Origin of the sequence: Pedobacter sp. Leaf194, assembly GCF_001423945.1 — a bacterium.
GTDB lineage: Bacteria > Bacteroidota > Bacteroidia > Sphingobacteriales > Sphingobacteriaceae > Pedobacter.
Genome location: NZ_LMPU01000009.1, coordinates 689,483 through 711,370, shown reverse-complemented (window position 1 = coordinate 711,370; position 21,888 = coordinate 689,483). Strand labels below are relative to the sequence as shown.

General features: G+C 39.0%; 11 protein-coding genes. 9 read left to right on the top strand and 2 right to left on the bottom strand.

Annotated features, from left to right (window positions below):
• Positions 1–30 precede the first annotated feature (30 nt).
• From ASG14_RS13470 to ASG14_RS13455, 4 genes are all read left to right on the top strand, one after another.
• Positions 31–588, top strand: coding sequence for a hypothetical protein (locus ASG14_RS13470; protein WP_056871560.1), 558 nt, complete (start codon positions 31–33; stop codon positions 586–588).
• 315 nt (positions 589–903) lie between these two features.
• Entirely contained in the window at positions 904–3,453 is a 2,550-nt protein-coding gene (locus ASG14_RS13465) for a BamA/TamA family outer membrane protein (RefSeq protein WP_082491561.1), read from the top strand.
• A gap of 371 nt (positions 3,454–3,824) precedes the next feature.
• Positions 3,825–6,092, top strand: a complete 2,268-nt coding sequence (locus ASG14_RS13460; RefSeq protein WP_056871559.1) for a sensor histidine kinase — start codon at positions 3,825–3,827, stop codon at positions 6,090–6,092.
• 1,022 nt (positions 6,093–7,114) lie between these two features.
• Positions 7,115–7,903 carry an alpha/beta hydrolase gene (locus ASG14_RS13455; protein WP_056871558.1) on the top strand — a complete coding sequence of 263 codons (789 nt, stop codon included), beginning with the start codon at positions 7,115–7,117 and terminating at the stop codon, positions 7,901–7,903.
• 554 nt (positions 7,904–8,457) lie between these two features.
• Here ASG14_RS13455 and ASG14_RS13450 read toward each other — a convergent pair.
• Positions 8,458–9,300: a universal stress protein gene (locus tag ASG14_RS13450; RefSeq protein ID WP_056871557.1), complete on the bottom strand. Its 843-nt coding sequence runs from the start codon at positions 9,298–9,300 to the stop codon at positions 8,458–8,460.
• Between the two features lie 519 nt (positions 9,301–9,819).
• On the opposite strand from ASG14_RS13450, the gene ASG14_RS20420 reads away from it, so the two are divergent.
• The 5 genes from ASG14_RS20420 (at position 9,820) to ASG14_RS13415 (ending at position 20,167) form a co-directional block, all read left to right on the top strand.
• Positions 9,820–12,513, top strand: coding sequence for a sigma 54-interacting transcriptional regulator (locus ASG14_RS20420; protein ID WP_200940341.1), 2,694 nt, complete (start codon positions 9,820–9,822; stop codon positions 12,511–12,513).
• Between the two features lie 220 nt (positions 12,514–12,733).
• Positions 12,734–13,633: a sensor histidine kinase gene (locus tag ASG14_RS13440; RefSeq protein ID WP_162238742.1), complete on the top strand. Its 900-nt coding sequence runs from the start codon at positions 12,734–12,736 to the stop codon at positions 13,631–13,633.
• Positions 13,634–13,987: 354 nt separating this feature from the next.
• Entirely contained in the window at positions 13,988–15,358 is a 1,371-nt protein-coding gene (locus ASG14_RS13435; RefSeq protein ID WP_056871555.1) for a sigma-54 dependent transcriptional regulator, read from the top strand.
• Positions 15,359–16,308: 950 nt separating this feature from the next.
• The gene (locus ASG14_RS13425; protein ID WP_056871553.1) at positions 16,309–18,624 is read left to right on the top strand and encodes a sensor histidine kinase; all 2,316 of its coding nucleotides are present in this window, start codon (positions 16,309–16,311) and stop codon (positions 18,622–18,624) included.
• Positions 18,625–19,333: 709 nt separating this feature from the next.
• Positions 19,334–20,167, top strand: coding sequence for an SDR family oxidoreductase (locus ASG14_RS13415; RefSeq protein WP_056871551.1), 834 nt, complete (start codon positions 19,334–19,336; stop codon positions 20,165–20,167).
• A gap of 169 nt (positions 20,168–20,336) precedes the next feature.
• Here the strand turns inward: ASG14_RS13415 and ASG14_RS13410 are convergent, their stop codons facing one another.
• Positions 20,337–21,884 carry a DHA2 family efflux MFS transporter permease subunit gene (locus ASG14_RS13410; RefSeq protein ID WP_056871550.1) on the bottom strand — a complete coding sequence of 516 codons (1,548 nt, stop codon included), beginning with the start codon at positions 21,882–21,884 and terminating at the stop codon, positions 20,337–20,339.
• Positions 21,885–21,888: the final 4 nt, after the last annotated feature.

Below are 21,888 nucleotides of genomic sequence, written 5' to 3'. Positions count from 1 at the left end.
ATCTTAAAATTTTACTTAATCTCTTAAATTATGAAAAATTATATCACAAACTTCTTATCCCTAACCATTATTTTTATTTTAATCGCTTCGCGTTCCTTTGCCCAGACGCCAAGAGAAGGTGGAGTTCGTTATTCTGTAGGCGCAGATGTCGGACTGCCAATTGGAACTTTTTCAGACACTTACAAATGGAGTCTGGGCGGCTCCGTTCAGGCGGATATTCCAATTGCGGGAAATCAACTTTATGTTACCATAAATGCTGGCTACAATAATGTTTTTGCTGATAAATCTCTGTCTGCTTTTGTTGACGATGTGCATTTGATCCCAGTGAAAGCAGGATTGAAATACTTCGCTGTTTCAAATTTTTATGTACAAGGGGAGGCAGGGGTATCATTTCTTCTCGACAGAGACAATGAAAAATCGGCTTCATTTGTCTATGCACCGCAAGTGGGATATTTAATACCCTTAGGGGGCAAGAGTTATCTGGATACCGGAGTCAGATTTGAGGGTAACAGTAAATTCTCTGAAAATGGTTCAAGCAACAATGTTCTAGCACTAAGAGTAGCTTATGCATTTCCAATTGGACAATAATATCTTTTGTCTGTCTCTATTTGGGCTGTCCACACTTGGGCAGCCTTTTTTGTACGCTAAAATAAAATAGGATCTTACCAGAGACAATCACTGAAAGTTATGCTAACCTGGATCACTTAATTATGGTGAATCAGCTTGCTAACATGTCTAACGATATTTAGAGTAGAAAATGGATTCTATACGAAATATCGTTATCGTATAAATTATTTTTTTTTATAAAACGCAGTTTATCAATGTTTTATTACTTGGTTTGGGTTTTGTTAATGTGTGAATTGCCGCTTTCGACTAAAGAGGCTTAAACAGATAAACCAAATCATGAAAAAATCTTCATTTTATTTATCGGTGTTGATTCATTTTGGAATTATACAACCAATTTTTGCCCAGTCAACACTTTACAGAGATAGTGTAACTGTTAAGGTAAAGCCAGCTTATGACAGTGTAGGCAAGCTCCATCGAAAAATTTTCGGAGAAAATTACAGAAAAGAATATGCTGCTGAAACACGCTTGCCTGTGCTTAAGATTGGAGAAATATCAGGAGGTCTTAAAGTAATTCAGCGAGGAGGCGGAAACCAGACCCGGTCACTCAGGTTAAAAGATGCCCAGGGAAATGAATGGACATTGAGGAGTGTTGAAAAGTATCCTGAAGTACTACTGCCGCCAAACTTAAGAGAAACTTTTTTAAAAAAAATAATAAAGGACAATATGTCCGCACAGCACCCATTTTCGGCGCTCATTGTGCCCCACCTGGCTGAAGCAATACTTGCACCCCATAGCCTGCCAGTTATCGGCTGGGTAGCCAAAGATCAAGGGCTTGGTGAATTTGAGAATGAATTTGCGGGAACTGTTTGCTTGCTAGAAAAAAGAGAGCCGCTTGGTTCAAGTGATAATACAGCTAAAATGATGCGAAAGCTCCGCGAGGATAACCACATCAGCTATGACAGCGAACTTTATTTAAAGCTTAAGTGTCTCGACATTCTGATAGGAGACTGGGACCGGCATGATGACCAATGGAGATGGAGGCTTGTCCAATCAGGAAAAACAATGACTTATGTGCCAATCCCTCGGGACAGAGATCAGGTGTTTTTCCGTTCAGACGGGAAAATACAGAGGTATGCCCAAAGATCATGGTTCCTTCCCATGATGCAGGGCTACGAAAGAAACATAAAAAACATTAATTGGTATTTATGGGAAGGCAGAGAAATAAATGCAAAGTGGTTTTCCGCAATTTCTCAAGAAAGCTGGAATGCGACTGTTGATGACTTTTGCGCAGCTATGACAGATCAAGTTTTAGAATCTGCTTTAAAACAGCTGCCAGAACCGGGATACACGGCCAGACATGGGCAACTTCTCGACCAACTTCGGAAACGCCGCACTGCTATGCCGGAATTGATGAGAGAATATTACCATTTTTTTAATAGGATTGTCGATGTCGAACTAAGTGATAAATCCGAACGGATCTCGATAGATGGTTTGCCTGATGGAAGGCTATCCGTTACTGTGCACCATATCGGACAGACCAAAAGTCCTACTTTTTTACGAGTGTTTGATCCTGATATTACCAGGGAAATCAGGGTTTTCATGCACGAGGGAAAAGACCTTTTATCAATAAACAATTCTACCTCCTCCATTAAAATAAGAGTTGTAGGAGGGCAAGAAGAAAAGAAATATAGCATTGATACGCTAAAAAGCCAGGTGAAGCTTTACATACCTAAAAATGGCTACGTTTCGCAGGTTAACTCAAAAAATAATCTGAGCGTTTACCGCTCCGATGACTCTTCCAATTTAGCCTATAGAGCCAAGGATGTATACAGAAGACATCTATTATTTCCTGCCTTCGAATATAATGATGATGACGGTATCGCAGTCGGTATTGGACTTAAAATAATCAACCCCGGATTTCGGAAAACCCCATATGGAAATTCGCAGTCCTTTTCATTTTTAAATTCTTTTCGTTCATCCGCACTCAAACTTTATTATTCAGGGGAATGGATAAAAGTCATTTCAGGCGCCGATCTAACTGTTCATGCATCTATTTTCGCTCCTAGCAATACGCAGAACTTTTTCGGACTAGGGAATCAAACTAATTTTGATGAATCAAAGGATAATATAGTTTTTTACCGGGTTCGATTTAACTTGTACGAGCTAAACACCGCCTTGCGATGGAGATCAAAAAAATCCAGTTTCAGCGTAGGTCCTTCCTTCCAGTATTATAACTTTAGACCTGGACCAAATGAAGGTAGGTTTATTAGCATCCCCGAAAATCTACATTCATCGGACAGCGCGAATGTCGCTCAGGAAAAAATATATGCAGGCGTAACATTAAAGTACAGTCTTGATTCCAGAGACAATGATATACTGCCTTCTCGTGGAATTTTACTGGACTTAAAGCTGACCGCCAATGCGGGCTTTAACCAAAATTCAAACGATTATGGACAACTAAATGCAAGTGTTGCCTACCATCTGAAACTAGATGCTGCTGCAACAGTTGTTATTGCCGAACGGGTTGGAGGAGGACTGACTGCTGGAAAACCTGCATTCTTTCAGGCCCAGTGCCTTGGAGGACAGCGAAATCTGGTGGGGTATAGACAATATCGGTTTGCAGGAGAGCAAAGCCTGTTTAATAACTTGGAGCTCCGTTGGAAATTGGGCTCCCTAGTTAATTATGTCCTTCCAGGGCAGATAGGTGTCCTCGGCTTATACGATGTGGGAAGAGTGTGGAAGCGAGGCGAACAGTCATCTGTTTTTCATCATGGTGTTGGTGGCGGTTTATATTTCGCGCCTGCCTCCCTTTCTTTGGTTAAAATCGCAGCCAGCTATTCAAAAGAAGGATGGTATCCCTATTTTACCTTTGTGCTGAAATATTGATAAAGCGCAATTATGGGCAAATACTGAATGTCACGGAATGCTTAGTTGAGTTGCCTAATAGTCAATATCGCATTTAGGGGAAACTACTTTTTATAAAAAACGCTCCCTAGTTTTTACTTGCTAAGTAAATAAATTTGGTTTATTTTAGATTAAGATAAACAGATGCTTTTTTGTTATCATGATCGATGTCTAAGAGATCATGTACGAGACCTGGTTATACTAGATTTGCGCGTCCACTTGATGTTTACTGCTTACCGCTTCGGTCATCAGAGATATTTATCCCGTAGCCGACTTTTACTATTACCGCTTTATGAGCAGGGAACATGTGCTGAGAAATATAAATTGCAAACTCACAACCTAAAATACCCAATATGAGCGGGAAGCATAAGATTAGCAGTCATCAAAGCAACATGCTTAATCGAGGTGCCCATATTGCAGTGTACTTTTTGTTGTTATTCAGCTTTTCTACACGTGCGCAGTATTACGGTGCGCCCGATCCGATACCTTTAAGATACAAGACAGCGCTGCTACTAAAGCTCAAAAAAACAAGTAACGAATCCAGTCAAATATCGGTATTATTAGACCTGAGCAATCTATTCTATAATAAACCATTCCAGAGGGTTGATGAACTCGGTTTAGCCAAACAATATGCGCTTCGTGCCTCCCAGCTCAGTAAAAAAAAAGGAAATGTTGGCGGTTTTGGAAAGGCTCAGATACGCCTTGCAGAAATATTGGGTGAGGAAGGGAGGTTCAGCGAAGCTGAAGCAATGCTAACAACTGTTTCTGGCTCCCTTAAAATCGACATGCTTCTCGCACTTAGCTATAAAAGTTTTTATGCAGCAGATGATATTACAGATATCCACTACAAGGATCTCTTCCGATTTGCAGAGGCTGCCAGGGATTCTGCTATAAAAGCAAAAGATAAAATGCGTGAATTGTTGGCAAGGAATATTATTGCCTATTCGCATATCTATGATAATAAGCCAAAAATCGAAGAAGAATTCTTAAATATCATCAAAGAATTAAAAGCAGGCCAGTACCTGCCAGTCCACCATGTGTACATGACCCTTAATGTTTACTATCGATATCATGGACTATATGACAAAGAGATACCACTATTGCGTGAGGCATTTGTAAGCATAAAAAAAAGCGGTGATTCGGCAGGCCTGGGTGATTACTACGGAGCGGTTGCGGGTGTTTACCGTGTAACGAGCCGCCGAGAAAAATCCGTTGAATACGCAAAGCTCACAATCTCGCAGTTCAAAATTTATAATGGACGTTTCGGGGACAGAATGCAGAATATTATTCCGGATTTGTCGAGCCTGCTTAGATCAATGAAAAAACCCCGCGAGGCACTTGCCTTCATGCTGGAAAAATCCAAAGAATTTCCTGCAATGAACCAAGCGGAAAGGGCGAGGTATGATAAGGAGATCGGGTTTTGCTACTGGGATCTTGGCAATATCAAATTGGCAGAAAGTTTTTTGCTTAGAGCATATGACATACTGGTTAAAAATAAGCAGGCATTTTGGTATGACCATAAAGATATGGCCCAATTTTACATCGACACTAAAAGATTTGCAAAAGCCAATCCATATCTGGAACGCATTTTTAAAGTGAAACAGCAACTTCCCGTCAAAGCAGAATCTCACCTTCAGTACATCGCTTTTTTGACTGATTCGGCTGCAGGAAATTATAAGTCGGCAATGAGTCATCTAAGCCGACACAATGATCTTGATAACGATTATATATCAGTAAAAAGGCATAAGGATATTCAGGATTTGAACATAAAATATGAAACCAAGCAAAAAGAAGATAAAATCAAGATTTTAAATCAAAATTCCGCAATCGAAAAGGCAGAGCTTCAGCGGTCCAAGCTCATAAGAAACGTAACTTTTACTGGTACTGGATTGTTGTTTGTTATTGCAGGTTTACTTTTCCGACAAAGCGCTCATCGTAAAAAAACTAATAAGTTGATTTCCAATAAAAATTTCCAACTGGAACATTTAGTTAAAGAGAAAGAATGGCTTTTAAAAGAAGTTCACCATCGGGTAAAAAACAACCTCCATACCGTAATATGCCTTCTTGAATCCCAGGCTATTTATCTTAAGGACGACGCACTTAATGCTATCGAAAAAAGCCAGCACCGAATTTACGCAATGTCGCTCATTCACCAGAAACTTTACCAGTCGGAGGACATAAAAACAGTCGATATGTCCAAATTTCTTCCTGAATTTATTTCCTATCTCAGAGATAGTCTAATAACGGGTAACAGAATTCGATTTGAGCTGGATATAGAGCCAATAAACCTTGGCGTATCTTATGCTGTTCCATTATCTTTGATTATAAATGAAGCAGTTACTAATTCCATTAAATATGCCTTTCCGGATAATATCGCAGGTATAATCAATATTTCCATACATACCTCAGATAATACGATTGAGCTGCGTGTAGAGGACAATGGGGTAGGTATAGCACCTGAAAAGATCAACGCCAGCTCAAATTCGCTGGGACTGAAACTTTTGGCGGGATTAAGTGAGGACATTCAAGGGAACTTTACAATAATCAATGATGGAGGAACCAAGATTCGTGTTCTTTTTACAATTGAATCAGTAACAGATACTGGCCTGTCAGATTTTTAGTGCAATAAATTAACGAAGGTTTCGATAAGTTTCATTGGATGGAGAAGAAAAAATTTTGGATCTACTTCTGCAAAAACAATCTAAAAGTTACTGGGAAGATAGTTCAGAATTCATATTGGTCAGTTTCCTGTTAGATCACTAAATTTACAGCTTAGCGAGAGGACGCCGTGAGGCTCCGTTTTTTCTGTTTACCTTGACGGAGCACCTCAATATTCTCAAAAGCTCATTATTATCGTGGGAACAAATTGCATTTACACAAGTCAAAGAATCTTTGTGGTGATGAGCCGGATGAATTTATAGCTGAAGAAAATTGGTTGCCAAAAAAATGATTTGGAGACTAATGACTTAGGACGATTTTATTTAGCCAATCAGTATTGGGAAAAGATGGTTCCTAACTAATTTTCAGGTACAGAAAAGGACTAAATTGAACATAGGCCGAAAAGATAAAAAATGCATTCAAGGTCTACCTGGTCAACAAGAACTACATTCGCATGTTTTGGATGCAGGAATATTAATCTGTTTAAAGAAAAAGATTCTATTCTACTAATTTGATTCTTAGCAAAAACTAATAACCTCAGATAATCAGGCGGCCGACGTAAGCCTTATAGTCTCGCTGGTCAATTATCGAAGATTTTTATATGCCATCGAATACAAGCAGGTAGGATTACGGTTCCGACACTCTGTTGGGCCATAATATTTTTATCAATCGCGGGAATTTACTCGAAGTACCTCCTACCTAAACGACACTCCATGAAAGCATACTTTTTAAGTCTTTGACCCAGAAGCCCTATTTTTCTAAAGAGATAATTCGATATTTATATAGAACAAACATCTGGATGTCCGGTTGAACAATACTTGTTAAATTCACTATATGTAACCAACTATCTATTATTTCGCGAAATATCAACTCCATTCATTGTTAGTGTGATTGTTAATTAATTGAATTTCAGGTTTTTGTATGTTGGCTTATATTTGGTCTATAAGTTATAAAAACATGTTAACCAACATTAAAGCTTAATTTTATGAAAACACAGAAAACGGCCTTTTGGTCAAAACAATTGGTTGTATTTGCAACCTTCTTAATCGCTATAGGTATCTCTTTTAATGGAATAGCGCAGGAGACTTTTGTCAAAAATGTGGTCATTGTTCACGGCGCTTTGGCTGATGGATCAGGCTGGCAAGGCGTATTTAGGATACTTACCAAAAAAGGGTACAATGTGACAGTTGTCCAAAATCCTTGTACCTCTTTGAAGGATGATGTTACCGCAACCAACTTTGCCATCGATAAGCAGGACGGACCGGTGATTTTGGTTGGTCATTCCTGGGGTGGCACGGTGATCACCCAGGCAGGGGTAAACCCGAAAGTTGTAGGACTGGTTTATGTTAACGCATTTCAACCTGAAGTTGGCGAGACAAGTGTAAAACTTGCAACAAGTTTGCCTTCAAAACCTGAAAACGGTTTACTCCCACCTGATGAAAAAGGAAATGTATATTATGACAAAGCTAAATTTCACGCTGGGTTTTGTGGTGACGTAAGCAAAGAACTAGCCGATTTTATGTTCGCCTCTCAGGGCTTTATACCTGGCGAGGCCTTTGGAACCCCTGTTACCGAAGCAGCATGGAAATCTAAACCAACGTACGGAATATCATCAAGTGATGATAAAAGTATAAATCCAGAAATTACATTGAATATGTACAAAAGATCAAATAGTATAATCACTAAATTAAAAGGAAGTCATGTTGTCTTCATAACACATCCAGAAGAAGTTTCTGCAGTAATCGTAACCGCATCCAAAAAGACTGCTAAATAAACTTCGTTATCTTTTTAAATCCCCTTTCAGTACCTGAATGGGGATTTTTTTATACATTGATTATAGGATTTCTCATGATGAGGTGTTCTCGGAATACATTTTAAGGTTTACTACGTAAATGTTTACAGGATGATTTATTAGGGATTCAACTTGAGAGAAAAGGCGCCTTTTTTGTTGTTTTTATATTATTCTCTTTTAATATATGAAATATAAAGTTGTCCTTGTTCAAGGCCTAATTTTATGTAAATTTGGGTTTTCACAGAGGAAGTATTCATCCAATAAACTATTGTATTCAGAAGTCCGCAATACGTTGACTCATAAGACTTCGCTTGATGCCACATTGCGCATTTGTAATTAAAATTCTAAGACATAGATCTATTTCTTTTTTAAATTATTAAACAACCTATTGAGCTAAAGGGGATATTAAAATAAGCAAGAACTTTTTATCCAAAAAAAGCTGATTTTGCAACCAGCTTTGTATTTATTACAAATAATACATTAAAGATTTTCTCAACATATTGAGCTTAATTTGAAAATAATTTTTTTTTGCTTGTTCAGGGCAAAACCAATACAGGCTTATGCCCATCCATAACAAGTTTCTCCGAAATGTCCTTGTGCGTTAGATTGTAAAAAAAACCTTTATTCCCCGGCATTGCAATTATAAGCTGTGAATAATATGAATCAGCAAATTTACTCAGTCCTATTGGTTGATCGTATGTTCCTTGTTCATAAACATAATACCTGAAGCTTCTCAGGATAGAATTTAACAGCGTATAGTTATGGCTTTCGGGAACGATATCTTCAGGATGATAGCCTGGCTTTTCACGCTCAAAGGGTGTTGGATTTTTATTGTTCTGAAGGTGTTTTAGCCTGTTCAGATAATATATTTCTGTTGAGGAGTGCTCGTCAAAACTTACTACTGCGTGGGTAATTGGCTGATAATTGCTTCCAGATGGTATAATCATTATGGGAACCGTTAGGTTTTTGCATATGTTAATGATCTGATGACCAATGATGCTTTCGGTACCCAGCTGAGAACTATTGCTTCCTATCAAAATCAGGTCCGCAGTTTCGCTTGACGCCAGCTTACAGATAGAACTAATACTAAAACATTGTCTTAGCCTGGTATCTATCTGGATATCGGGATGCAATTTTTTTTCAAGACGGGCCTTTAAATTTAATAATTGGGTATTCAAGTCTGATAGTGTTCTTCGCATTTCCCTCCTTGCATCCCAGACATCAACTTGGTTTGACCAATAATCTGATAGAGGAGAGGCAATACAATTAGCAATGAGGATAACTTTATTGAATCCCCTATCGTTTGCCAAATCGGCTGCGTAGTCCACCGCATGGGTTGAGGGAACCGAAAAGTCTACAGGAATTAAAAGAGTTTTCATAGTGTTGGGGTTGATAAGTTTTTCATCCCCAATCCAATCAGGGACATCAATCAGTTATTCTGCAACTGATGTGCCTTACTTAATTTGCTGATAATTTGGTGGTTATGATTTCTTTTTCTTAAAAGAAGAAATGTTATCTCGCATTTTTGTTGTATAATAACGAAATTTCAACAAGGGTAAAGTAAGTGAGATTTTTCCTCCAAAACATTCTTAATACTCACCCGCCTGCAAGACCGCAAGCAGAATTATCTGTAATTCAATTCATATTTTCACCGTAGTCTCATAATTTTTAGAAAAGGCTGCCTCCTAACGAAATAACAATAATTTACTATTTAATGCTAGTGCTATATCAATAAAATATCTTAAGATTGATTAGTAAAGCACTGTTATTCAGATGCTTATGTGAGTGGCATGGTAATTGGAATGGTGTGTTCGGTATTGTAGGTGATTAGCTCATCGATTAGTCTTACCAACCAAACTAAAACTAAAGTTATGCGACCAAACTCAAATATCGGGACAATGCAAAACACCACTAGTTACCCTGCACGATCCTTAAGATCAGATAGCCTACCCGGCCTGTATGGAAATTCATCAGAAGATGAGCAAATAAACCAATTGTTTTTGCTCAGCGAGAAAATTTCCCTTGCAAATAGCGTTACTGAACTTGTAAAATATGCGGAACAACCCCTTCTGCGACTCCTAAAACTGGAAAGCTTTGCTATCATTCTTTGGGATGATAATAGAAAGTGCTCGACCTTCTATTCAGAAGAAAATAATTTTGTGTCAAATGGATTTGAAGGAGCTTGCAGCCAATCCAAGATTTTTTCAGATTTATTCTTAGACAGAATTGTTCGTCTTGCAGAATTTCAGCTCTTTGAACCGGGAGAAGTAGCAAAAGGTGTTGATGCGAGAGCAATGAAGAACCCGTGGTATTCTAAGGCTGCGGAAAGAGTTTTCGGGATGCCTCTGATTAGAGGTAAAGAAGTTCTTGGCTTTATACTGATGGAAACTCAATCAACTGAAACAATCTGTTCTGCCCATTCTGGTCTGACCAGTTTAATATCTTCCCAATTGTCCATGTCGATATCAAGGATATATGCGACGAATGATATTAACCGAAGGGTAAGAGAAAGGCAACTGTTCTACTCTCTAGTATCTTCTATTGGTACAGTAAAAAATACGACTGAGCTCTTAGAAATCTTAAATGAAAACTTGAAGCCTATGCTCGGGTTTAGTCACACGCTTATCGGAACTATAAATGATGACGGAGTAACCTGCAGTGCGTTTTTGTTAGATCCTAATTCTCCGTCTAAAGACCATCCGGGATATTCAAGTGCAAAAAGCCAAAAGTACCCTATAAAGGATGGCTTTTTGGACAAGTGTATCAGCCAGGCAGATCCGGTACTTTTTGATCTTCACGATCATGAATTTAATAATGAAACCCCCTTTTATATTAAAGTAAACTTTGAAAAGGGGATAAGCCACGTGGCCATGTCCCGATTCTGTAAGCACAATAATGTATTTGGTTTTTGGATAGTTTTCTTTCCCGAAGGATTCCGGCCTTCCCCTGCCTCTCTCCGAATCATAGAAGGAGTTGCAAGCTTGATCTCTATTGCTGTCTCAAATTTAAAAGCAACTGAAGAAATTAGACTACGGGAGAAAGAAAAAAGTATGCTTCTTGAATTTAGTTTCAATCTTGCCTGTTACACCAAAAGAGTAGCCCTTGAAAAAGTGATCAAGCTCCAGCTTACCGAGCTGTTTGGGATTAGCAACTTTGCTTTGCATGCCTTAAGTGACAATGGGAAAAGCCATCGAGCAGTTTTAACTGATCCAGTGGCAGATTTTTCTAAATATGAACTTCTGGAAAGCCTGAATACTGCAGTTATAGAAACAGAGGATAGTGTATTCAGAAATGCAATACTAAGCGGGGAAAATGATGTGATCTCAATTGGAAGACCTAAAAATCCAGAATCCGCATCTTTATCCGAACTATTTAAAGCTCCTCTTTCGCTTTTCGCAATCCCGTTACGTATTGAAAGCGAAGTAATCGGAATATTGTCATTTACCGAGGGAAAACAAAAACTTGATTTCTTAGATGGCACGTTATTCAGAGGTATATGTTCGCAGATTGCTGTAACTTTAGCTAACCTCGAGGCTAAGGAAAAAATTAAAATCCAGCTAAGGGAAGTTAGCAGGTCAAATGTGCAATTGGAAGATGAGAAAACATACCTGCAAGAGGAAATCGAAACGTTTAAGAACTCTTTCGAGGTTGTTGGAGCCAGTCAAGAAATGTCGCAAGTATTTAAGTTGGTTTCTCTTGTTGCGCCCTCGATAAGTACAGTCCTTTTATTAGGTGAGACCGGAACGGGCAAGGAGTTAATTGCTAGGGCAATCCACAATTCTTCCCCAAGAAGAGACCAGTTAATGGTGAAAGTAAACTGTGCTGCGCTTCCTGTCAATTTAATTGAAAGTGAGCTTTTCGGCCATGAAAGGGGTAGTTTCACAGGTGCAACAGAACGGAGGATTGGAAAATTTGAACTCGCAAACAACGGAACATTATTCCTTGATGAAATTGGTGAAATGCCACTAGACTTGCAGGTTAAACTTTTACGTGCCTTGCAGGAAAGAGAAATTGAGCGCATTGGAGGAAAGGGAACCATAAAAGTCAATGTCAGGGTCATAGCCGCCACCAATAGAGATTTGGAAAAGGAAATGGAGGCTGGAAAATTCAGAAGTGATCTTTTTTATCGTCTTAACATTTTTCCAATAAATCTGCCTGCGCTCCGCGAGCGAAAGTCGGATATCCCCGAGCTGGCAAACTTTTTCATGTCCCGCTTTGCTAAGCGATGCGGAAAAAAAATAAATGAGATCAGCAAAAGAGCAATGCAGGATCTGATGGATTATTCATGGCCGGGAAACATTCGCGAACTTGAACATCAGCTAGAGCGCACCGTTTTGCTCACAAATGACAATGTAATCAGAGAATTTCATCTTCCAACAAAAAAACAGCTCAAAAATTTCGAGACTGTTACCAACGGTTTTGATATGAGTACTCTGGAGGAAAATGAGCGAAAACACATTCTTTCTATACTTACACACTGCAACGGAAGGATCGCGGGCGATAACGGAGCTGCATCTGTTTTGGGTATTCCCTCCAGCACACTAAGTTCTCGCATGAAAAAGCTTGGTATAAAACGTCAGCACCAAGGGTAATCAGCAATTAACGTTAACTCTCACTTACCTAAGTATGATTTTTTTTTCAAGAAATATTCCCAAAAAGCTTCTTATAGGCTTTCAGGTATTAATAAGCGATTGCAAGTATTCTCGGCTACTTTTAAATAATTACAATGTAAGGTCGAACCTAAGCAGGCTGCTTTTTTTGGTAATATTTCTATTTTTTTGTGGTAATTCCTTTGCAAGTAAAACTTTATGGGTGAGAAATTCACTCCTATACTCCAAGGGTATAACATTTTCGAGATTGCCCTCTACGCTGTTTTTATCAAACTGGATGATTTATGGCATGTTGGTGCTTACGCTTGCCTTTGCGGGACTTATATATCGACATAGGATTAAATCTGCGGCAACGATAAGACTTATTAAACAAAACCAAAGGGCTGCAAATTTTAACAAGTTATTGAAGGAAGAGAAAAAAGGTCTACTAGCTGAAAATGAAATCCTGGTTACAGAAAATGAATGGCTACTGAATGAAGTTCATCACAGGGTAAAAAATAATCTTCAGATCATTGTCAGTCTCCTGGACTCCCAGGCCTCCTTTTTGAAAGGCGATGCGTTAAGTGCAATAAAGGAAAGCCATCACAGGGTTTTCGCACTTGCACTTATTCACAAGCAAATTTATGTTGAGGGCAGTACACAACACACCGATTTTTCCAAATTTCTTACCGAGCTCGGCCAGTATCTAATTGAAAGTTATCCCGAATGCAACCAGATTTCGTTAAATTATGATTTAGAAAAAATTAGGGTTGCCCACACCAAAGCGATTTCTTTGGCTATTATTGCAAATGAGATTTTGACAAACTCACTTCAGCATGCTTTTCTTCCCGGGGATACGGGATCGATCAATATATCACTGCATGAGATAAAAGGGCGGGTTGCTTTATCCATATCTGATAATGGCACCGGCACAAATATAAATTTAAACCAGGCAAAAAGCGATTCGCTGGGTATCAATCTTGTACAGGGTCTTGCCAAAGATATTGATTCGGAGATAAATATACGCTCAGACATGGGAACAGAGTTTATAATATTTTTTGATTCATCCTGCCCCAATGAGTCAAAAAAAATAATTAGAGGTATGCCGGTGCTCATGCATTGAGGGATTATACGGATTTTGATAGGACCTTAATTTGATGAAGAAGTATTTGATACCATTTACTAAGCCAACTGCAGTATCGTATATTCGAAGGGTAAACTTCTTTCAGCATGTGTTTTTATTAGACAGAAAGAAATTTTATATTCAGCTATATTTATATTGAAAGTAACCGGAAATTTTGCGATTTTTTTTAAAAAACATAGCCAAATACTTAATACTAATTTTGCAATGGAAAAAGTGCCACTAATCAATAGAAGATCCCAAGCAATAAGGCTGAGATTTACCGTCCCTTTGCCTTGGCTGAATATATTCTTTTTAATCCAAATCGTTTAACATTTTTAAGGATTTAAAGTTATCATGAAAACGAAAATACTAATCGTCGAGGATCAATTTGTAGAAGCCAATAACTTGCAGCTAATTCTCGAACGCGCAGGATATGTGGTTACTGGGATTGCCAGAGCAGTGTCAGCTGCTCTTAAAGCGATTGAACGAACTCGTCCAGATCTTGTAATGCTGGATATTCATCTACAGGGAACACTAACAGGCATCGATCTCGCGGGTGAACTTGCTGAAATGAACATCGGGTTTGTTTATTTATCGGCAAATTCCAATAAAACGATTCTTGATGCCGCAAAACAGACCCGTCCTTACGGTTTTCTGGTAAAACCCTTTCGTGCAAAGGATGTGCTGGTCATGCTGGATGTTGCCTGGTATCTTCATCAGCACAATGAAAAATTTTTATCAGGCAAATATACGGCTGTACACCTTAATGATGAAGGACAGGCAGAACTGGGCAATATTATTAGCCGATGCGCCATAATGGATGAGGTGTTAAAAAACATCAAAATTGTAAGCTCAACAGAAACTTCTGTTCTTATATTGGGTGAAAGTGGGACAGGAAAAGAACTTGCAGCAAAGGCCATCCATAAATTATCCAAGAGAGCAAAAAAGCCTTTTGTAGTGGTGAACTGTGGTGCTCTGCCGGCAAATCTCATCGAAAGCGAACTTTTCGGACACGAAAAAGGTGCCTTTACAGGTGCTATGAATTCCAGGGTAGGAAAGTTTGAGCTTGCAGACGGAGGCACGATTTTTTTAGACGAAATAGGAGAATTGCCATTGGACCTCCAAGTAAAGTTTCTGCGCGTACTCCAGGAGCGGGAAATAGAGCGGATAGGGGGGCAGACTAGAAAAGTAGACGTCAGGATTATCGCTGCGACAAACCGCGATCTTGAAGAAGAGGTTGCCTCTGATAGATTCAGACTAGATCTATTCTATAGATTGAATGTTTTTCCTATACTATTGCCAACCTTACGGGAGCGTAAAAACGATATCCCTCTGCTTGCAGAATACTTTCTAAAGCGCTACTCAGACATGAATGGAAAAATCGTCACGGGTTTTTCTGAAGATGTACTAAATAAAATTCTTGCCTATGACTGGCCAGGCAATGTTCGTCAGCTCGAAAATCTGATGGAGCGAAGTGTCCTTCTCGCAGAAGGACCTCTGATCACTACTATATCACTTCCCAAAAACAAAAATCTGGAAGCCGAGCATTTCGACGAGCAAAGAATTCGGACAATTGAGGAGAACGAGCGAGATCATATCATTTCGGTTCTAAAAATGTGCAACTGGCGCGTGTCGGGAAACGACGGGGCTGCAGAAATTTTAAAGGTTAATGTAAATACGTTGAATTCAAAAATTAAAAAACTCGGAATCAAGAAGCAGTTATAGCCTATCTAAGCTACAGTTCCAAATATAAGATTAGGTTTCGCATAGTGAACGATGTACCCGCAGATGTCGATTGTTTCCTGGCGCAATCTTGCTGCAGGTTGGGCTGTATATTCTTCGGAGATCGACTGCAGTGGATCTCAGTAATTCAATAAAATAATTCAATTGTAGAAGAACATTCCAATTTCGTTGTGTGAATGTTTCATTGTCTATATTCCTCAGCTACCAAAGTTGTAAGTGTTCTGATCCTCATAGTAGTTAGCTAGAAATTACTCCATCCAATGCATTGCAATTTCTGGATGTGATTCTCCTTTAGGTCGAATTGTAATTATATGCCTTAGGAAAAACCCTAGCGGAATCATAAATGTTACCGGTCTTAAACTTTCTTAGTATCCTTGATATTTTATCCCTTATCGTTTCGCCTCTTTATCAAATTTCATACTCCGCTAATAATTTTAGAGTTCTAAGATCCACCTTATAACGAAATTTAACAATTGAAATGATGCAAATTAAGCAGCTTGACAAGGCAACGGGCTACTAATGGGTAAATGAATTCTATTGTAAAAACCTATTATCATTGCGGTTATAAACTGGAAGCGCTACCAACACACAAATTATTTTTATTGTTATATCAATAATAAGCCATCATCTCGCGAAATGCTGTGGTTGAATTCGTACAAAAGGTTATTCAACTTCTTCATTATCAGTTGACTATGGAGCGGAATGATTTTGGAGCATAAAGGCTAAATAGCTGTCTAATATTTATAGCATTTCCAAATGAAATTATTGCATATTATTTCTACTTCCAGGGAGAAAGCGTGGTTTGATATAAAGTTAGGCAACGTAATAGTAAAAAAACTTAGATGGGCCTATAAAGAGATGGAAGTTAGTGGCCATAGTCTTCGACAATCGGACAGCATAATCATCACACCTGAACAAATAGACAGGATTTTATGAAACACCAGTTAAGTTTTCGCTTCCTCAAAATCATTTCCAAATTCGTCTTCTCGGGATTTCTCCTTAGTACTCTAGCTATCTTATGTTATGGTCAGGATGTAACCCACAATATATCCACAGCAGAGGCGAAGGCTTTCGAGGATAGAATTGGTAAAAAAGTCAGTGACTCAGTTAAGATAGATGCATTGCTCCGCCTTGCATTATATAATATTCTTAAACCCGGAGAACTAAAAGCCGATATGGATAGTGCTGTAAATTTTATAAACGACGCTGAAAAAAGATTGCCGAATACCAGAACACCCGCAACGCTTGGTCACCTATATTTGGTTAAGTCCCATCTCTATAGGGAGGCAGGTCGCAGGGCGGAAGGAAAGAACTTTGCACAGAATGCGGTAGATCAACTGCGAAGGTCCAAGGACAGGTATCATTTTTCCCTTGCCTTAATCGAGCTCTCACAGTATGTCGATTTGGAGGGCGGATCAGGTGCGAAAACTAAAATAGAGCTGTTGGAGAAATCAGTAGCTGCTCTCAAAGGGACCCCATTCTTAGAACTTAAGGCATTTGTTCTCAAAGATTTGGCCGACCTTACCCTTAACATAAATCAACAAGACAAAGCACTAAAGAATATTCAGCAATCACTTGAGGTCTACAAATCAATAGGTTATAAAAAGCTTCAAGGTGTTTATACCTTGTACGGATCGATATATTATACCTTAGGTAACTACCATAAAGCAGTTAGTTATTTACTTCTTGCCCAACGAACCGCTGAGAATCTCGGCGATCAATCTATGCAGATCTGCCAAATTTACAATATTACAGGTGTTATATACTGCGCACTTTCCGAGCGAAAAAATGGAATACCATATTTTTTCAAAGCGCTCAATATTGCTAAGATTAACCATGATGAGGGGGCCATAGTACTTATTCTATCCAATATTGTCGACAGTTATAATAAAATCGGTGATTATCAAAGCGCTATTGCGGTTGTCAAATCCATTGAGAAAGAGAATCCAGTTTCTATAATTAATAAGCAACCACATCTTTTGCCGTTGTATTATCTTCGTACATATAATAGTCTAAGACAATTCGATAAAGCAAAAAAGTATTACACCATTTTGCATAAGATGGACGGTTTCGGTTCAGCAGATATGAACGATATCTATAACATTTATCATGAGCTGGTGAGATACTCTACTTTCACAGCCGATTTTTCTCAGGCAGAAAAACAGATGCGAAAATTTAAACAGATTGTCGATGAGTTTAAAGACCCCTTCAGGTACAAGGAATTCTATTTCAGTGCCTTTCGGCTTGATTCAGTGAAGGGAAACTATAGGGGAGCTATGGAAAATCTTTTAAAGTTCAGGCGCGTAAATGATTCATTATTCAACGAATCTAAAAGTAAACAGATCAAGCAGTTTGAGGTTCAATATGAAACACAGGCTAAAGAGAGCGAGATTAAGACAAAGAACACGAGTATAAGACTATTGAACCAAAAAAATTTATTGACTCAAACACTTCTTAAACAGGCTAAATTGGTTAGAAATGTTACAATAGCTGGTATCATTTTTTTAGCCCTCATTGTTATGTTATTGATTCGCCAGTACAAGCACAAACAAAAGATCAATGCAATAACCCAACAGAATAATCTTGTAATAACTCAAAAAAATAAACTTTTGGAAAATCTCGTAAAAGAGAAGGAGTGGTTGTTGAAAGAAGTCCATCATCGTGTTAAAAACAATCTTCATACCGTAATTTGTTTGCTTGAATCACAGGCAGCTTATCTCAAGGGAGATGCGCTAGCGGCAATCCAGAGCAGCGAACATAGAATTTATGCCATGTCTCTAATTCATCAAAAATTATATCAGACCGATGATATAAAGACCGTTGATATGTCTAATTATCTTCCTGAACTAATCCGTTATTTAGAAGAAAGTTTTGGTATGCAAAGCAGGGTGCGTTTTAGTTTTGACATCCAGCAGATTAATTTAGGGGTTTCCCAAGCAATTCCAATCTCGCTAATTGTAAATGAAGCGGTAACAAATTCTTTTAAATATGCATTCAATGATAACAGAAGTGGCTTAATAAATATTGGGATGGCCATGGAAAATGAAAAAATACAGTTGATCATTTCTGACAACGGTACCGGCATCGATCTCTTGCTGGCAAAACAAACTTCAAAATCACTAGGACTTAGTCTGATGAAAGGATTAACGGAAGATATCGAGGGAGAGTTAGAATTTGAAAACGATAACGGAACGAAGATCACCATAACCTTTACATCGGATCCGTTGCTTTTGATTGATGAACGATAAAGGCGAACAGTCGCGGAAGTCAGTGGCACCAAAAATGATTTGCGATAGATAATGGTTAAGCCCAAACTCCATTATGCCGCTAAGAAGGTGGGTCTTTGTGTTGATAGAGAAAGCTGTAATTGAGAGTATGACAGTGTTGAGTAAATTCACTAGTAATAAATTGTCATACATGTGATTGCTTATTTTAGTGATTTCTCGCGAGCTTTGATCTCATTTTTATAATTTATTATAGCCAGCGCCATTCCAGTCATCTGTTGTCTACTAAAATATGACTTTAGGTTATTTAATTATGTGTGAGAAAAACCTCAAGCCAAATTTTTCCATGCGAATTGGTGGTGCTGTCCTCCCTTTCGATTTTTCTGAAGTTTGAAATGCAGGTAGGTAAGCTAGGCTGATAAAGGCTTGCCATCACAGCACATAAAAATAACTGAAAATTGAAATAAAAAGAATTGTCTAATAATTGCGGAAATGTCGTTATAAGGAAATTTGAAATGATATGCATTATACTGTTTATCAATGTTTTATGTGTGGTATTAGTTTTGGAATGTTGAATATGTCAAAAAAAATTGGCAGGCGAAAGCTATTAAATCCTTGGTTACCCTATCCCAGAGAGAAATGAGAAATTAATATACTATTGCGATCCGATAAGCATAACCGAAACCCAACAACGTTTGACATCTGCGCACTTTCACAATTTAACTATCAATTTATGAACAAGACAATTTTAATAACAGGGTCCTCATCGGGGATTGGTAAGGCGGCGGCAAAACACTTTGCCGGCCAGGGCTGGAATGTTATAGCCACAATGCGGGAATTAAATGAAGATTCCGAGCTGGAAACCTATGAAAATATACTTCGAACCAAGCTTGATGTACAAGATCAGCAAACGGTCAGTTCTTCTTTTAAAGAAGGTATAGCCAGATTTGGTTCCATTGATCTACTCTTAAATAACGCAGGGTATGGGGAGTTTGGTCTATTTGAGGCATCTACGCAAGAGGATATTCACACACAGTTTGATGTCAACGTATTTGGTGTTATGCGTACTATTCGCGAGGTACTGCCACATTTTCGTGAGCGAGGATCTGGCATGATCATCAACGTTAGCTCGGGTGCGGGCCGTTTTACCCTTCCTCTAATATCGCTTTATGCTGCTTCGAAATTTGCTTTGGAGGGATTCTCCGAGGCACTATATTTTGAGCTCTCGGCACTAAATATTAAATTAAAGATAATAGAACCGGGAGGGGCATCGACAAACTTCAGCAATGTAACAGCGGAGAAGTCCAGTAAAAGGCCTCAGTTTCCTGACTACGATAATTTTAGCCAGGCTGCGGGAATGATGTTTAACGATCTTCATCAGATGGAGCTGGTCTCAGCTGAAGAAGTTGCAGCAGTAATCTTTCAGGCCGCAACGGACGGAGCAGACACCCTTAGATATGTGGTAGGCAATGAAGATTTCACTACCCGCATTAATGCACGGCAGCAATTGCCCGATGAAGAATACTTAAAATCGGTTAAGGATGGTTACCTGAAATATCTTCAATAGAATACAGCGGATATCAGAATTGCCCTTGTCTACTAATTTTGACAAGGGCTTTTTTTGCTCTGTATGCTGAGAATGAATTAATTTAATGTGGCGTTTGTCAGCAGATGTCTAGCATTAGCAGGCAGGTAAATTACATTCCCAAACATAAAAACTGATTGCACGCTGATAATTAATGGGCATCGGTCACAATGTTTGCGTTTTTCTTGAACTTTTGAAGGTAAAGCAATGGAATAGAGCATAACATTATCAACCCTGCCACCCAGTACGCATCATTATAAGTTAGCAATAAGGTTTGTTTGCTTAAGGTTCCTTCTATAACTTTCATGGCCATGAGTTTGGCGTCGATTTCAGAAGCCCCTTTGGAAGTGAAATTATGCACAAGACTGTGTAATCGCTCAACAAAATCCGGGTTATATTCACTAATATTTATTAGAAAATTGCTTCTGTGAAATCCTTGACGGATATGAATCAATGTGGTCAGTGAGGCGATGCCAAAGGATCCTCCCAATTGTCTTGCCATATTGTTCAAGCCCGATCCCTGACCAATTTCAGTACCGGACAGATCCTGCATTGCAAGAGTTGTCAATGGTACAAACAACAAAGCCATTCCAGTTCCTCTAATGACCAAGGGCCAAAAGAAATCACCAGTTCCCGATGATAAAGTTGACCTGCTCATCATCCAGCAGAACACGAAGAACAGAAACATCCCCCCGGTAGCAATAAATTGGGCAGGAAATCCCTTTTTCAGAATAATACCCACAAACGGCATTGTCAGTATTGTACAGATTCCCCCGGCAATAAACAGCTTTCCAGTCTGTAAAGGCGTAAAATCCAGCAACGTTTCAGCAAATATCGGAAAGACAAATACCGAACCGTATAAGCCAAAACCCAGTACAAAAGATGTGAACATCCCAATTGAAAAACTCCGCTTTTTCATAATCAGAAAATTCACAATTGGATGGTCGGTGCTCGTTTCTCTCCATATAAACAGAAGTATGCCAAAAACAGATAAAATTGCAAGCGCAACAATATATGGGGTAGAGAACCAGTCTTCACTTTCACCCTTTTCCAATAAAGTCTGCAGACTTCCAACAGCAACTGCAAGCAACCCGATACCCCACCAATCGACAGGCTGTCCTTTTCCATCTTTTGGCGTAGCCCGTATAAATGTCAAGGTGAGGTATGCCGCGAGTATCCCTACAGGGATATTAACGTAGAAAATCCATGGCCACGAACTAATCTCTAAAATATATCCCCCTATAGTAGGTCCAACCGTTGGGCCAACAACGGCACCCAAGCCAAACAGTGCTGTAGCAATACCTACGTCTTCTCGTGGCCAGCTTTCTATCAATATGGCCTGTGCGGTAGAGATCAGCCCACCGCCTGCCAGGCCTTGGATAATTCTGAAAAGAACCAGTTCGCCAAGAGATGTGGCATTGCCACATAAAAATGAAACCAGGGTAAATACAATGATCGAAGTCAAAAAATAATTCTTCCTCCCAAACCGGTTTCCCAGCCATCCCGACATAGGCAGTACAATAACGTTAGCTACGGCATAGCCTGTCGATAACCAGGCGACATCCTCAAGTGTTGCGCCCAGATTTCCCTGTATCTGGGGTATAGCAACATTGACAATAGTTGTATCGATTAACTCCAGCAGTGAGGCGGTAATCACTGTAAAAGTTATCACCCATTTTTTTAAACCTGTTTCAGCCATTTTT

Excerpts from the sequence above, each read along its gene's own strand:
- ASG14_RS13460 (WP_056871559.1), top strand. The coding sequence starts at position 3,825 with ATGAGCGGGAAGCATAAGATTAGCAGTCATCAAAGCAACATGCTTAAT.
- ASG14_RS13435 (WP_056871555.1), top strand. The coding sequence starts at position 13,988 with ATGAAAACGAAAATACTAATCGTCGAGGATCAATTTGTAGAAGCCAAT.
- ASG14_RS13465 (WP_082491561.1), top strand. The coding sequence starts at position 904 with ATGAAAAAATCTTCATTTTATTTATCGGTGTTGATTCATTTTGGAATT.
- ASG14_RS13425 (WP_056871553.1), top strand. The coding sequence starts at position 16,309 with ATGAAACACCAGTTAAGTTTTCGCTTCCTCAAAATCATTTCCAAATTC.
- ASG14_RS13410 (WP_056871550.1), bottom strand. The coding sequence starts at position 21,884 with ATGGCTGAAACAGGTTTAAAAAAATGGGTGATAACTTTTACAGTGATT.
- ASG14_RS13415 (WP_056871551.1), top strand. The coding sequence starts at position 19,334 with ATGAACAAGACAATTTTAATAACAGGGTCCTCATCGGGGATTGGTAAG.
- ASG14_RS20420 (WP_200940341.1), top strand. The coding sequence starts at position 9,820 with ATGCAAAACACCACTAGTTACCCTGCACGATCCTTAAGATCAGATAGC.
- ASG14_RS13450 (WP_056871557.1), bottom strand. The coding sequence starts at position 9,300 with ATGAAAACTCTTTTAATTCCTGTAGACTTTTCGGTTCCCTCAACCCAT.
- ASG14_RS13470 (WP_056871560.1), top strand. The coding sequence starts at position 31 with ATGAAAAATTATATCACAAACTTCTTATCCCTAACCATTATTTTTATT.
- ASG14_RS13455 (WP_056871558.1), top strand. The coding sequence starts at position 7,115 with ATGAAAACACAGAAAACGGCCTTTTGGTCAAAACAATTGGTTGTATTT.